At 59.8% G+C, this 14,236-nt stretch carries 10 protein-coding genes; 4 read left to right on the forward strand and 6 right to left on the reverse strand.

Annotated elements, in window-relative coordinates; genetic code table 11:
• Positions 1–56: 56 nt before the first annotated feature.
• Together EDF73_RS16180 and iolD are read right to left on the reverse strand one after the other, a co-directional pair.
• Positions 57–1,070, reverse strand: coding sequence for a Gfo/Idh/MocA family oxidoreductase (locus tag EDF73_RS16180; RefSeq protein ID WP_132730120.1), 1,014 nt, complete (start codon positions 1,068–1,070; stop codon positions 57–59).
• 47 nt (positions 1,071–1,117) lie between these two features.
• Positions 1,118–3,058 carry a 3D-(3,5/4)-trihydroxycyclohexane-1,2-dione acylhydrolase (decyclizing) gene (gene iolD / locus EDF73_RS16185; protein ID WP_132730121.1) on the reverse strand — a complete coding sequence of 647 codons (1,941 nt, stop codon included), beginning with the start codon at positions 3,056–3,058 and terminating at the stop codon, positions 1,118–1,120.
• A 528-nt stretch (positions 3,059–3,586) separates the two neighbouring features.
• On the opposite strand from iolD, the gene iolC reads away from it, so the two are divergent.
• Together iolC and EDF73_RS16200 are read left to right on the forward strand one after the other, a co-directional pair.
• Positions 3,587–5,500 (forward strand): 5-dehydro-2-deoxygluconokinase, encoded by a 1,914-nt coding sequence (iolC, locus tag EDF73_RS16195; protein WP_132730123.1) that lies wholly within the window; start codon positions 3,587–3,589, stop codon positions 5,498–5,500.
• A gap of 150 nt (positions 5,501–5,650) precedes the next feature.
• Positions 5,651–6,511: a MurR/RpiR family transcriptional regulator gene (locus EDF73_RS16200; protein WP_132730124.1), complete on the forward strand. Its 861-nt coding sequence runs from the start codon at positions 5,651–5,653 to the stop codon at positions 6,509–6,511.
• A 283-nt stretch (positions 6,512–6,794) separates the two neighbouring features.
• Here EDF73_RS16200 and iolB read toward each other — a convergent pair whose 3' ends face one another.
• Both iolB and EDF73_RS16210 read right to left on the reverse strand, forming a co-directional pair.
• On the reverse strand, positions 6,795–7,604 hold the full coding sequence (gene iolB / locus EDF73_RS16205; protein WP_132730125.1) for a 5-deoxy-glucuronate isomerase: 810 nt from the start codon (positions 7,602–7,604) through the stop codon (positions 6,795–6,797).
• 18 nt (positions 7,605–7,622) lie between these two features.
• Positions 7,623–9,128, reverse strand: coding sequence for a CoA-acylating methylmalonate-semialdehyde dehydrogenase (locus EDF73_RS16210; protein WP_132730126.1), 1,506 nt, complete (start codon positions 9,126–9,128; stop codon positions 7,623–7,625).
• Positions 9,129–9,477: 349 nt separating this feature from the next.
• On the opposite strand from EDF73_RS16210, the gene EDF73_RS16215 reads away from it, so the two are divergent.
• On the forward strand, positions 9,478–10,299 hold the full coding sequence (locus tag EDF73_RS16215; protein WP_132730127.1) for a TIM barrel protein: 822 nt from the start codon (positions 9,478–9,480) through the stop codon (positions 10,297–10,299).
• Between the two features lie 99 nt (positions 10,300–10,398).
• Positions 10,399–11,901: a helicase HerA-like C-terminal domain-containing protein gene (locus tag EDF73_RS16220; RefSeq protein ID WP_132730128.1), complete on the forward strand. Its 1,503-nt coding sequence runs from the start codon at positions 10,399–10,401 to the stop codon at positions 11,899–11,901.
• A gap of 39 nt (positions 11,902–11,940) precedes the next feature.
• Here EDF73_RS16220 and lptG read toward each other — a convergent pair whose 3' ends face one another.
• Positions 11,941–13,023, reverse strand: a complete 1,083-nt coding sequence (gene lptG / locus EDF73_RS16225; RefSeq protein WP_132730346.1) for an LPS export ABC transporter permease LptG — start codon at positions 13,021–13,023, stop codon at positions 11,941–11,943.
• Positions 13,023–14,120 (reverse strand): LPS export ABC transporter permease LptF, encoded by a 1,098-nt coding sequence (gene lptF, locus EDF73_RS16230; RefSeq protein WP_132730129.1) that lies wholly within the window; start codon positions 14,118–14,120, stop codon positions 13,023–13,025. The genes lptG and lptF overlap by 1 nt, the downstream gene beginning before the upstream one ends.
• Positions 14,121–14,236: the final 116 nt, after the last annotated feature.

The raw sequence follows: 14,236 nt of genomic DNA on the forward strand, positions 1-14,236 counted from the left end.
CGGCCGGTTTACCGGACGACGCGCGAGCGTTTACCGTTCCATAAGCAACGGGGGATTTAACGCCGGTAGAACGCCGGACACTCCGGCAGCGTCACCTCGACCGGTCCGCTGCTCTCCTGCGCCTGCAGGCAGGCGTCGGCCGCCACGGAGGCCGCATAGCCATCCCAGGCCGACGGGCCGTGCAGCTGGCCGGCTTTCACGTCATTGATAAAGGCCTGCAGCTCCACGTCGTAGGCCTTGATAAAGCGGTCTTTCCAGTCGGTGAGGATCGCCGTCGACAGGTTGGCGCTTTTACGCATCTGAATCGCTGACGGTTCCGGCAGCCGGGCAATCCCCGTTTCTCCCACCACTTCACACTGAATGTCGTAGCCGTACTGGCAGTTGACGAAGACTTCCACGTCGATCAGGGTGCCCTTGCGCGTTTCGAAGGAGACAATCTGCGGATCTCGCAGGCGCGCATGGGTATGGGAAGTGGAACGCGGAAAGCGTACCTGTACCGAGCGATAGTCGTCGTTAAGCAGCCAGCGCAGCACGTCCAGCTCGTGGATCAGGGTGTTGGTGATCGCCATATCGGTGGTGTAGTTCTCACCTACCGACTGATTGCGGTGCGCGCAATGCAGCATCAGCGGCGCGCCGATGTCGCCATCATCGATGACTTTTTTCAGCGCCAGATAGCCTTCATCATAAGGGCGCATAAAGCCAACCTGCACCAGACGACGGCCGGCTTTCATTTCGGCGTCCACGATGCGGCGGCAGCCTTCGGCGCTCAACGCCAGCGGCTTTTCGCAGAATACCGGTTTACCGGCGGCGATGGCGGCGAGGGTATACTCCTCATGCGTCGGGTCCCATGAGGTCACCAGAATGGCATCCACGTCGCTGGCGTTAATGACGTCATGCCCGTCGGTGTAGATTTCCGCCTGCACGCCCGGCAAGGCAACCGCCGCGCGCGCGCTGTCCGCATTGATATCCGACACCGCCACCACGGTGGCCCCCTGTAAGACCTGGGTACAACGCCGGATATGTTCTTTACCGATGGCGCCAGCGCCGATGACACCTAGCTTGAGTGACATAGTGGTTTTCTCCGTGATTCTGTAGGGTTCAAGGTGAGCATTCTGTTCTAGTAATCTCGCGCTTCAGCGCGTTTTTCATTAATCATTTCAGCCACTTTGCGAATACGTTCCGACAGTGCCGCCTGGGCGATACCGACGTTCCACCAACTGCCGTACGAGTGGACCATGGTTTTCGGCAGCACTTTAATATCGATCAGGGTGCTGACCGTTTCGCGGCGCGCGGCATCCAGGGCATGGCGCAGTTCATCGAGGGTGGTGACGCGCCAGGTTTTGCAGCCGTAGCCGGCGGCGATGGTGGCGAAATCGACCGGTATCAGCCCGCCCTGCAACTGCCCGTCTTCCGCCGAGCGATAGCGGAACTCGGTACCGAAGCTGCCCATACCGTGGCCAATCTGCAGGTTGTTAATACAGCCGTTGGCCATGTTGTCGAGCAGCACGATGTTGATCTTCGCCCGCTCCTGCAACGAGGTGACCAGCTCGGAGTGCAGCATCATGAAGGAGCCATCCCCCACCAGCGAATAGACCTCGGTTTGCGGCTGCGCCAGCTTCACCCCCAGCGCGGCATTCACTTCATAACCCATGCAGGAGTAACCGTATTCCACGTGGTAGGTGTTGGGCGCCCGGTTGCGCCAGACGCGTTGCAGATCTCCGGGTAAGCTGCCCGCCGCCGCCACGATCACCGCGTCGGCCGGGAGCGTGTCATTAAGTACGCCGAGCACGCTGCTCTGGGTCAGCGTGGAGTCGGTGATCTGGCGGAATTCGCGATACACCGACTCACGATCGAGAGCATCATCGACTTCCGGGACGAAACTCTTTTCCTGCCATACGGCCTGATAGACGCGCTGCGTCTCTTTCAGCTGGCGACTTTGCACGCTGTCAATCTGCGCCCCCCAGTTCGCCTGCCAGCCGTCGTCCGCCAGCGCGCCGTCCAGCGCGGTCAGCGCTTCGCGGGCATCGGCCAGCAGCGGAATCCCGTCGAGCTTCCAGGCATCGAAGTTGCTGACGTTGACGTTCAGGAAGCGCACGCCAGGGTGCTGGAACAGCCATTTAGAGGAGGTGGTGAAGTCGCTAAAACGGGTGCCGATACCGATGATCAAATCGGCCTCTTTTGCCAGCAGGTTCGCGGCCAGGCAGCCGGTTTCGCCGACGCCGCCGACGTTCAGCGGATGGGAGGAGACCACCGTCCCTTTCCCGGCCTGGGTTTCTGCAAAGGGAATGCCGTAGCGTTCCGCGAAGCGGGACAGCGCTTCCCCGGCACCGGCATATTTCACTCCGCCGCCGCAAATAATCAGCGGCTTGCGGCTGGCCTTAATCGCCGCCACCGCATCCGCCAGCTGGGCGGCGCTGGCCGGGCGGCGATCGAGACGATGCACGCGGCGAACAAAGAACGACTCCGGGTAATCCCAGGCTTCGCCCTGCACATCCTGCGGCAGACAGAGAGTGACGGCGCCGGTTTCCGCCGGATCGGTGAGGACCCGCATGGCGTTAATGCAGGCGCTCATCAGCTGTTCCGGGCGCGTCACGCGATCCCAGTATTTGCTCACCGCCCGGAAGGCGTCGTTGGTGCTGATGCTGAGGTCATAGCTCTGCTCAACCTGCTGCAGCACCGGGTCCGGCTGCCGGCTCGCAAACACGTCGCCGGGCAGCAGCAGCAGAGGAATGCGGTTGGCGGTGGCCGTCGCCGCGGCGGTAATCATATTGGCCGCGCCCGGGCCGACGGAAGAGGTGCAGGCAATGATCTGCCGGCGCAGAGACTGGCGAGCGAAACCGGTGGCCGCATGCGCCATCCCCTGTTCGTTACGCCCCTGGAAGACCCGCATTTCGCCGCTATCCTGTTCCAGCGCCTGGCCCATCCCCAGCACGTTGCCGTGGCCAAAGATGGCGAAAATACCCTTGACGAATTTATGCTCTTCGCCGTCGACGTCCAGAAACTGGTTATCAAGGAATTTTACCAGCGCCTGCGCCATGGTCAGTCTCAGTTTGCCCATCTTGCACAATCCTTATTGTTCAGTATTTGTGTGTGGGTTAGCGCGTTTTCCCTGCGCAGCAACGCTTGTCACGGCGGCGGGAAATCGTTAACGTCCACTGGAATACTTCTGGATTATAGGCAAACAATTTTTTCATTAAACATAAATACAGAAAAAACATTTCATTTTGCGAGAAGGATCAAACTCTCCCTTCATTTCATGCGTTTCACGGGCCGCCGCCCGCAGATAGCCCGCCGCGTCGGGCCGGCCATATCTGATATATCCTCTTAAAAATCATGTATAAAGCGCTAACCTGTCGTCCCCTTTCACCCCAGGGACGCTAGCGACCCGTCGTCCTTAGTCTCATGAGGCCTGGCGCGGCAGAGTGGTAGATCCCTCACACTTTTGGTTTTTTAATTTCGATCCAATTTGCAAATGAAATATTTATTTCTCAAACTAGGGGTAACCGTTCACCTCAGGCTGTTTGTGGAGGTCCCGTCGGCATCCCGACCCTTCCGTACAGCAGATATGCAAAAGGAAATCCTAGCTATGAATGCAGCAGTAAAGCGGCTTGATGTCATCTGTATTGGCCGGGTGGCAGTCGACCTCTACGCCCAGCAGATCGGCGCGAGGCTGGAAGACGTTGCCAGTTTCTCTAAATATCTGGGCGGCTCCTCCGGCAACGTGGCCTTTGGCACCGCCATTCAGGGATTAAAATCCGCGATGCTGGCTCGCGTCGGCGATGAGCACAATGGCCGTTTTTTGCGTGAAACGCTCAGCCGGGCGGGGGTCGATACCGAATACCTGATTACGGATAAACAGCGCCTCACCGCGCTGGTGATGCTGGGGATCAAAGACCAGGAAACCTTCCCGCTCATTTTTTACCGTGATAACTGCGCCGACATGGCGCTGGCGCCTGAGGATATTGCTGAGGAGTACATCGCCTCTTCCCGTGCGCTGGCGGTCACCGGCACCCATCTTTCTCATGCAAGTACCCGCGCGGCGGTGCTGAAGGCGCTGGAATACGCCCGCCGTCACGGCCTGCGCACCGCGCTGGATATCGATTACCGTCCGGTGCTGTGGGGCTTAACTTCGCTGGGCGACGGTGAAACGCGTTTCATCGAATCCGGTCAGGTCACCAGCCAGCTGCAGGAAGTGCTACATTTATTCGATTTAGTGGTCGGTACGGAAGAAGAGTTTCATATTGCCGGCGGCAGCACCGACACCCTGACCGCGCTGAAAAACGTGCGTCATGCCACCCAGGCGACGCTGGTGTGTAAACGGGGTCCGATGGGCTGCGTGGTGCTGGAAGGCGACATTCCCGATAGCTGGGACAGCGTCCCGCTGCAGCAGGGCGTACGGGTCGAGGTGCTCAATGTGCTGGGCGCGGGCGACGCCTTTATGTCCGGCCTGCTGCGCGGCTGGCTGAATGATGAAGGCTGGGAGCAGGCCTGCCGCTATGCGAACGCCTGCGGCGCGCTGGTGGTTTCGCGCCACGGCTGCGCGCCGGCGATGCCGACCCGGGTCGAGTTAGATGACTATCTGCTGCGGGCGGAATCCGTTCCGCGTCCGGATATTGATGCGCGTCTGAACCATTTACACCGCGTCACCAGCCGCCGCCAGCAGTGGCCGGAGCTGTGCATTTTCGCTTTTGACCACCGTAAGCAGCTGGCGGATCTGGTCCAGGAAACCGGGCGCGATGAGAGCTGCATCCCGCAGCTCAAGCTGCTGCTGCTGGCCGCGGCGGAAGCCGCCGCGCAAGAGGCGGGCCTCGAGCAGCGAAGCGGCATTCTCTCTGACGGCACCTACGGTCAGCGGGCGCTGAACGCGATTACCGGCAAAGGCTGGTGGATCGGTCGCCCGATTGAGCTACCCGGCTCCCGACCGCTGCGCCTGGAACACGGCAATATTGGCTCTCAGCTGATCGACTGGCCGCTGGAGCAGGTGGTGAAATGTCTGGTCTTCTATCACCCGGCCGATCCGGCTCCGCTGCGGGCTGAACAGGATGCGCTGCTGCTGGAGGTCTGGCAGGCCTGCAACAAGTCCGGGCACGAGCTGCTGGTGGAAGTGATCCTCCCGGAAAACGGCCCGGACAAAGACGAGCGCCATTACTACACGATGCTGGAACATTTTTACCAGCTCGGCATCCAGCCAGACTGGTGGAAGCTGCCGCCGCTCTCCAGCGCCAGCTGGGAAAAAATCAGCGCCCTGATCGAACGCGAAGATCGCTGGTGCCGCGGGATCCTGATCCTGGGCCTCGACGCCCCTTCCGATCGTCTGCGCGCCGGTTTTGCCGAGGCCGCCGGCCACCCGATCATCAAAGGTTTCGCCGTGGGACGCACCATCTTCGGCCAGCCTTCCCGCCGCTGGATGCAGGGCGAACTGAGCGACGAAGCGCTGATCGATGAGGTGAAACGTAACTACCTGACCCTTATCGACTACTGGCGCGAAGCCCGCGGTTAACCCTGATAAAGCCCGCCCCGCCCCCCCTGGGGCGGGTTTTTTACGCTTTCTTCGTGAAATGAATCGCGTATTTCATCGCAATAAATGAAAAATTCGCTTCATTTGGTACACTGGAAGTTATATTCCTTTCATTTTCTCAGAGCGCACCCTATGGCCAATAATCCGACCCAACTGACCATCCTGCAGGATGAAATACGGCGTCGCTACGATACCTTAAGCAAACGCCTGAAACAGGTGGCGCGCTATATTCTGGATAACAGCAATAGCGTGGCTTTCGATACCGTGGCCTCCATCGCCCAGCAGGCGGACGTCCCGCCTTCGACCCTGATCCGTTTCTCGAATGCGTTTGGCTTCAGCGGCTTTAACGAAATGAAGCAGATGTTCAGACAGCATCTGATGGAAGAGACCGCCAACTATACCGAGCGCGCGCGTCTGTTTCGTCAGACCACCAACGATGAAACCTCCCCGCCGGAAACGCCGACGGAAATCCTCAATATGTTTACCATGGTGAACACCCAGGCGCTGCAGCAGCTGGCGATGCAGACCTCCGGCGATGACCTTGAGCGCGCGGTCGCCCTGCTGGCGGAAGCGGAGAATATCTACGTGATTGGCCTGCGCCGTTCATTTAGCGTCGCCTCCTATCTGACCTACGCGCTGCGCCATCTCGATCGCAAAGCGTTCCTGATTGACGGTCTCGGCGGGATGTTTACCGAGCAGCTGAGCCTGGTGGGGCCGAAAGACGTGGTGGTCGCCGTCAGCTTCTCGCCTTACGCGCGTGAGGTGGTGGAGCTGGTGGAGCTGGGCGCCCAGCGTAAAGCCCGGCAAATCGCCATTACCGATAGCCAGGTGAGCCCGCTCGCGGCGTTCAGCGACGTCTGTTTCGTGGTGCGTGAGGCGCAGGTTGACGGTTTCCGTTCGCAGGTGGCCTCCCTGTGCCTGGCCCAGACGCTGGCCGTTTCCCTGGCGCTGAACAGCAGTAAAGAACCACAGCCCCAGCAGAATCACGCCTGACCCGGCCTCCCTCTCCCGGATTGCCGCGCCTGCGCCTGATCCGGGCGACCCCTCTCCCCATGTAGCCCCGGTAAGCGTAGCGCCACCGGGGAAGATCACCGGCGCCGTCGCGAAACCTCCCGGATTGCCGCGCCTGCGCCTGATCCGGGCGCCCCCTCTCCCCATGTAGCCCCGGTAAGCGTAGCGCCACCGGGGAATACCTCCGGGCGGCCACCGGGGAACAACAGAAGACAAAAAGGGCCGCTAAGCAAAACTTAGCGGCCCTTTGAACGCTTGCGAACCGTCAGTCGTGGCGGGGATAGTCCGGACTATTGATCCACGCGTGGTCCTCTTCCCAGGTAAACAGCCATTTCCGCTGCGGGCCGGCCATCACGTTCAGATAGTAGCTGTCATACCCGGCGATCGCCGCGACCGGATGGTAGCCGCGCGGCACCATCACCACATCGTGGTTGTAAGGCGCCATACAGACATCGAGGCTGCGGTCATCGGTATAGACACGCTGCAGGGCAAAACCCTGCGGCGGATCGAAACGGTGATAGTAGGTCTCTTCCAGCTGGGTCTCTTTCCCCGGCAGCGCGGTATCATGCTTATGGGACGGCCACGAGCTGGTCGCCCCCTCGTCGGTATACACCTCGACCACCAGCAGACAGTCGGCCTGCGCGTTATCCGGCAGGATGTTGTGCACCAGCCGTTGATTGCGCCCTTTGCCGCGATGCTCCACGCCCACCTCCTGCGGCGGAATCACCCGCGCCGGCAGCGTCCCCTTGCCCGGGGCGCTACACACCGCCAGTTCCAGATCGGAATCCGCCGTCACCTCCACCTTGTCCTGCGTCGGAACGTACACCGACCACGGCGGAGTGCGCTCAAATGGCGACATCCGCTGACCAAGGTTGGGAAAATCGGCCTGCGCGGTTTTCACCGAGGCCAGCCCGGCGACCAGCACCAGGCACAGCTCGCGTTCACCGCTTTCCAGGGTAATGGTCTGCCCTTTTTTCAGCAGCCACACATCGAAGCCGATATAGCGCCATCCGGCGCTTTGCGGCGTAATGTGCTGGATCTGCCCCTCTTTTCGCGATTTTGCCAGTAACGACATGGCGTTCTCCTTCGCCGGTTAACCTAAAGTCGGCATACTGAATTCAGATACGGTTTGCTGCCCTTCCGGCCAGCGCACGGTGGCGGTTTTCATGCGGGTATAAAAACGCACGCCGTCCGGTCCGTGGACATTCAGCGCGCCAAACACCGAACGTTTCCAGCCGCCAAAGCTGTGGAACGCCATCGGCACCGGCACCGGAACGTTGACCCCGACCATGCCAGCCTGAACATCATGCACAAATTCCCGCGCGGTGTGGCCGTTGCTGGTAAAGACGGCGCTGCCGTTGCCAAATTCGTGGCTGTTCACCAGCGCCAGCGCGCCAGCGTAATCCGCCACGCGCACAATCCCCAGCACCGGGCCAAAAATCTCTTCGCGCCAGATGGTCATCTCGGGCGTCACGTTATCGAACAGCGTACCGCCGACGTAGTAGCCTTCATCATAGCCCGCCACGCGCAGCTTGCGCCCGTCGACCACCAGTTTCGCCCCTTCGCTGGCGCCTTTATCAATATAGCCGAGCACTTTTTTCTGATGGGTATCAGAAACCACCGGGCCCATTTCGTTCTCTTCTTTGCCGCGCATGCAGCCCGGGCCGACCTTCAGCGCTTCCACCAGCGGCTTCAGACGCGCAATCAGTTTGTCCGCCGTTTCATCGCCCACCGCGACGACGACCGGCAGCGCCATGCAGCGCTCGCCCGCGGAGCCAAAGGCGCCGCCCATAATGGCATTAACGGTCGCATCGAGGTCCGCATCCGGCATGACGATGGCGTGGTTTTTCGCCGCGCCAAAGGCCTGGACGCGTTTGCCATGCGCACTGGCGGTCTTATAAATATATTCGGCGACGCCGGACGAGCCGACGAAGCTGACCGCCGCAATGCGCGGGTCGGTATACAGCTGCTCGGCGTCTTCGTTGCTGCAATGTATGACGTTAAAAACGCCGTCCGGCAGACCGGCTTCCTTCAGCAGTTCGCCCAGGCGTACCGCGGCCGTCGGGGCCAGCGCCGGTGGTTTGAGGACGAAGCTGTTGCCGCAGGCCAGCGCCAGCGGGAACATCCACATCGGCACCATCGCCGGGAAGTTAAACGGCGTAATCCCCGCCACCACCCCCAGCGGCTGCATCAATGAATAGCTGTCCACGCCGGTACCGACGTCTGATGAATATTCACCTTTAATCAGGTGCGGGATCCCGCAGGCAAACTCCACGACTTCCAGGCCGCGGGTCAGCTCGCCCAGCGCGTCTGACCATACCTTGCCATGCTCGCTGACGATAATGCCCGCCAGCTCATCCGCGTGTTGTTCAAGCAGCATTTTAAAGTTGAACAGCACGCGGGCGCGGCGCAGCGGCGTGGTGCGCGACCAGCTTTCAAACGCATCACGGGCAACCTGAATGGCATCAGAGACTTCCTGAGCGGTCGACAAGGTGACTTCGCGCACCACCTTGCCCGTCGCCGGGTCATACACCGGCATCGTTTCATTGCTGCTGCTGGTAACGGTTTTCCCGCCAATAAAGTTTCCTGTGATCGTCATGTTCTCGCCTCATGGTGTGGAAGGCCAACGCTGCGGCCCATCTCCGATTTTGCTGTGCTATAACCGTAGTAAAATGAAACTTATATTTCAATGATGATATTAAATGAAATTCTATTTTGGTGATAACTGTCGCATTTCTCCGCAATGGCGCTTCCGATCGCCGACAAAAGCGCGATCGATACGTTTCAGACAGGGCAACCCCTGCGCCGGATAGCCATCAGACACAGCATGAACGATTATTTGCGAAGCTGTTCAAAGAACCATCATTTCACTCATTGCTAATTTTGAAATAAATGTTTTGACTAACGGGTAATCGAACAAACCATCCACCTTCTTCCTGGAGAGTCACATGGCTATCGCCCTGCAACGTTTCTGCATCAACCGCAAGATCGCCCCCGCGCTAAGCATCGACGCTTTTTTCCGCCTGGTGAACAGCCTGGGGCTGAACAAGGTCGAACTGCGTAATGATTTGCCCGGCGGTCAAGTGACCGACGATCTCAGCCATCAGCAGGTGCGGGAACTGGCTGACCGTTATCATATTGAGATTCTGACCATTAATGCGCTGTATCCTTTCAACCGTCGTACGGAACAGGTTCGCAGCCTGGCCGAATCGCTGCTGAAAGAGGCCCAGGCCATCGGCGCAAAAGCCCTGGTCCTGTGCCCGCTCAACGATGGCAGCGAGGTGGCCGCCGCTGAAACCCTGCACGCCCTGCGCGACCTCTCCCCCCTGTTTTCGTTTTACGGCGTGCGGGGCCTGGTTGAACCGCTCGGCTTCCCGCAGAGCTCGCTGCGTTCCGCCGCCCAGGTGCAGAGGCTGATTCGCGATGCCCAGGTACCGTTTAAGCTGCTGATTGATACCTTCCACCACCACCTGTATCCGCAGGCGGAGGCCGAGTTTAGCCTGCTGGATGTTGCAGAGGTCGGCCTCGTGCACCTCTCCGGCGTGGACGACGCCCGGCCGCGGGAAAGCCTGACCGATGATGAACGCATCATGCTGACGGCCAAAGACCGGCTGCAGACCGCTGAGCAGGTCAAACAGCTGGAAGCGCGCGGTTACCAGGGCGCCTACTCCTTCGAACCCTTCGCCCCGGCGCTGGCGACATGGAGCGAAGACGATATCCGCCGCGAGATAGCGCAGAGCATCGCGCTGATTCAGCAGCACTGCGCCTGAGGCCCCATCAACGCCATTCCCGACTAACGTGGCGATTTCTTCGCTCTTTTTGCGCCCGGGTTGCCTATAATCGACGCAGGATAAATGGAGGAATCAACCATGAGCTCACCCCTGCTGATTGCGCGCACGCTGGAAAAACAGCTGCATTTGTTACCCGGTATGGCCAACCGTCACGGCCTGATCACCGGTGCCACCGGGACCGGGAAAACCGTCACCCTGCAGAAGCTGGCGGAATCATTTTCGCAAATCGGCGTCCCGGTGTTTATGGCCGATGTAAAAGGCGATCTGACCGGGATCGCCGCAGCGGGCCAAAGCTCGGAGAAACTGCAGGCACGGCTGGAAAAGATCGGCGTTACCGACTGGCAGCCCCACGCTAACCCGGTGGTAGTGTGGGATATTTTCGGCGAGAAAGGCCATCCGGTTCGCGCAACGGTATCCGATCTCGGGCCGCTGCTGCTGGCGCGGTTATTGAATCTCAACGAGGTCCAGTCCGGAGTGCTGAATATCATTTTTCGCATTGCCGACGATCGCGGCCTGCTGCTTCTCGACTTTAAGGATTTGCGCGCCATCACCCAGTATATCGGCGACAACGCCAAAGCCTTTCAAAACCAGTATGGCAATATCAGCACCGCGTCGGTCGGGGCTATCCAACGCGGTTTACTGACGCTGGAGCAGCAAGGGGCGGAGCACTTCTTTGGCGAGCCGATGCTCGATATCGCGGACTGGATGCGCGTCGATGAGGATGGCAAAGGGGTAATTAATGTCCTCAGCGCCGAGAAGCTGTACCAGATGCCGAAGCTGTATGCGGCCAGCCTGCTGTGGATGCTCTCAGAACTCTATGAACGTCTGCCGGAAGCCGGGGATCTGGAAAAGCCGAAGCTGGTCTTTTTCTTCGATGAAGCCCATCTGCTGTTTAACGACGCCCCCCAGGTATTGCTGGATAAAATCGAGCAGGTGATCCGCCTGATTCGCTCCAAAGCCGTGGGGGTCTATTTCGTCTCGCAGAACCCGTCGGATATACCCGATGCGGTCCTGGGCCAGCTGGGCAACCGGGTCCAGCACGCCCTGCGCGCCTTCACGCCGAAAGATCAGAAAGCGGTGAAAACCGCCGCGCAGACCATGCGCGCCAACCCGGCCTTCAGCACCGAGCAGGCCATTCAGGAACTGGGCACCGGCGAAGCGCTGATCTCATTCCTTGATGAGAAAGGCAGCCCGTCGGTGGTCGAGCGGGCGATGGTTATCGCCCCGTGCTCGCGGATGGGACCGGTGAGCGACGACGAGCGTAACGGCCTGATTAACCACTCGGCGCTGTACGGCAAATATGAAGAAGAGGTCGATCGCGAGTCCGCGTTTGAAATGTTGCAAAAAGGCGTGCAGGCCGCCGCCGGACAGCAGGAGACGCCGCCGGCGCAAGGCCAGACCAGCGACGACGACGACGGTCTGCTGGGCGGGCTGAAAGATATCCTGTTTGGCACCACCGGCCCGCGCGGCGGCAAGCGCGACGGCATCGTGCAAACGGCGGCCAAAAGCGCGGTGCGTCAGGTGACGAATCAGATAGTGAGAGGCATGCTGGGGAGTTTACTCGGCGGGCGAAAACGTTGATCTCATCCCCCTCCCGGCGCAAGGGAGGGGGATGCGGGACTAATTTTTTTTCATCATCAGCCACAGGCTAATCAGGAAGAAGCTGAAGCTCGGCAGCAGCGCGCCGATAATCGGCGGAATACCGTAGACCAGCGTCAGCGGGCCAAAAATCTGGTCGAGGACGTAGAAGATAAAGCCAAAGCTGATCCCGGTGACCACCCTGACGCCCATCGCCACGCTGCGCAGCGGGCCGAAGATAAACGACAGCGCCATCAGCATCATCACCGCCACCGACAGCGGCTGGAAGATCTTGCTCCACATATTTAGCTGATAACGTCCCGGATCCTGCCCGCTGGACTTCAGATAGGTGACATAGTTATGCAGGCCGCTGATCGACAGCGCATCCGGGTCCAGGGCCACAACCCCCAGCTTGTCCGGCGTCAGCTTAGTTTTCCAGGTCCCGCTCACCATCTGTGAACCGGTGATCTGTTTCGGGTCGGTCAGGTTGGACTCATCAACCTGCGACAGGCGCCAGACTTTCGTCTCGTTATCGAATTTCGCCGAAGCGGCGTAGCGCACGGTCTGCAAGCGGCGCTGGTCGTTGAAGGCGTAAATGCTCACCCCGCCCAGCTCGTCGTTACCTTTCACCCGTTCGATATAGACGAAGTTATGCCCGTCTTTCGCCCACAGCCCCTGCTGAGTCGACAGCAGCGACCCGCCGTACATCTGCTGAGCGCGGTAGTTACGCGCCATCTGCTCGCCCTGCGGCGCGACCCACTCGCCTATCGCCATGGTCAGCAGCACCAGCGGAATCGCGGTTTTCATCACCGCCAGCGCCACCTGCAAGCGGGTGAAGCCAGAGGCCTGCATGACCACCAGCTCACTGCGCTGCGCCAGCATCCCCAGCCCGAGCAGCGCGCCGAGCAGCGCCGCCATCGGGAAGAAGATCTGCACGTCTTTCGGCACGCTGAGAAGGGTGTACAGCCCGGCGCCCAGCGCGTCATAACTGCCCTGACCGGCTTTTTTCAGCTGATCGACAAACTTGATAATGCCCGAGAGCGAAACCAGCATGAACAGCGTCATCATGATGGTGTTGAAAATCGTCTTACCGATATAACGGTCAAGTACGCCAAACGCCTGCATCACGCCGCTCCTTTATTAAAACGGGCACGGAAGCGGCGCATCGGCACCGTATCCCACAGGTTCAACAGCACGGCCAGCGCGAAATAGAGCAGGTTGATGGCCCACATCCAGATCATCGGGTCGATTTTCCCTTTGCCGCCGTTGGACTTAATCGAGGTCTGCAGCAGGAAGAACACCAGGTACAGCAGCATCGCCGGCAGCATCGACAGCACCCGGCCCTGACGCGGGTTCACCACGCTCAGCGGGACCACCATCAGCGCCATAATGAACACCGTCGCCACCAGCGTGAAACGCCAGTGCAGCTCCGCGCGCGCGCGGTCGGTATCGGTGCGCCACAGCGTGCGCATCCCCATCTGTTCGGTATCGTCAGGATCCGACGCCACCGCCTGATGGCCGACAATCGCCTGATAATTTTTGAAATCCGTAATGCGGAAATCGCGCAGCATCGCCGTGCCTTCGAAGCGGGTGCCCTGATTCATGGTCACCACCTGCGAGCCGTCTTTCTGCTGGGTGAGCTCGCCCGAATCCGCCACCACGACCGACGGACGCGCGTTGCCTTTCGGCTTCAGCTGCGCCAGGAACACATCCTGGAAGCGCTTGCCGTTGACGTTTTCAATAAACAGTACGGCGCTGCCATCGCTGGCCTGCTGGAACTGCCCCTGGGCCAGCGCGGCCATCCCGGGGTTGGCTTTGGCTTCCGCCAGCACCTCATCCTGATGTCGGGACGACCAGGGGCCGGCCCACATCACGTTCACCGCCGCCACGGCGCCGGTAAACAGCGCGAGGATCATCGCCGCTTTCACCAGTACGGCCTTACTCAGACCGCAGGCATGCATCACCGTGATTTCACTTTCGGTATACAGTTTGCCCAGCGTCATCAGCAGCCCGAGGAATAAGCTCAGGGGCAGAATCAGCTGCGCCATTTCCGGCACGCCCAGCCCTAACAGCGAGAGCACCAGATTGGTCGGGATATCGCCATCCACCGCGGCGCCGAGGATCCTGACCAGCTTCTGGCAAAAGAAAATGAGTAACAGGATGAACAGGATCGCCAACTGGCTTTTCAGCGTCTCACGAACCAGATATCTTATGATTATCACTATAAATACGCCCGTAAAAACCCGTCTTATTGCAGGAAAATTGCTTGTTTCATGGCTTAAACGTCATTTATTCTCTTTGGTCTTCGAAATCATCGCTAAGATTAAATGACTCATTG

Origin of the sequence: Klebsiella sp. BIGb0138 (assembly GCF_004342285.1) — a bacterium.
In the GTDB taxonomy this organism is placed as follows: domain Bacteria; phylum Pseudomonadota; class Gammaproteobacteria; order Enterobacterales; family Enterobacteriaceae; genus Klebsiella.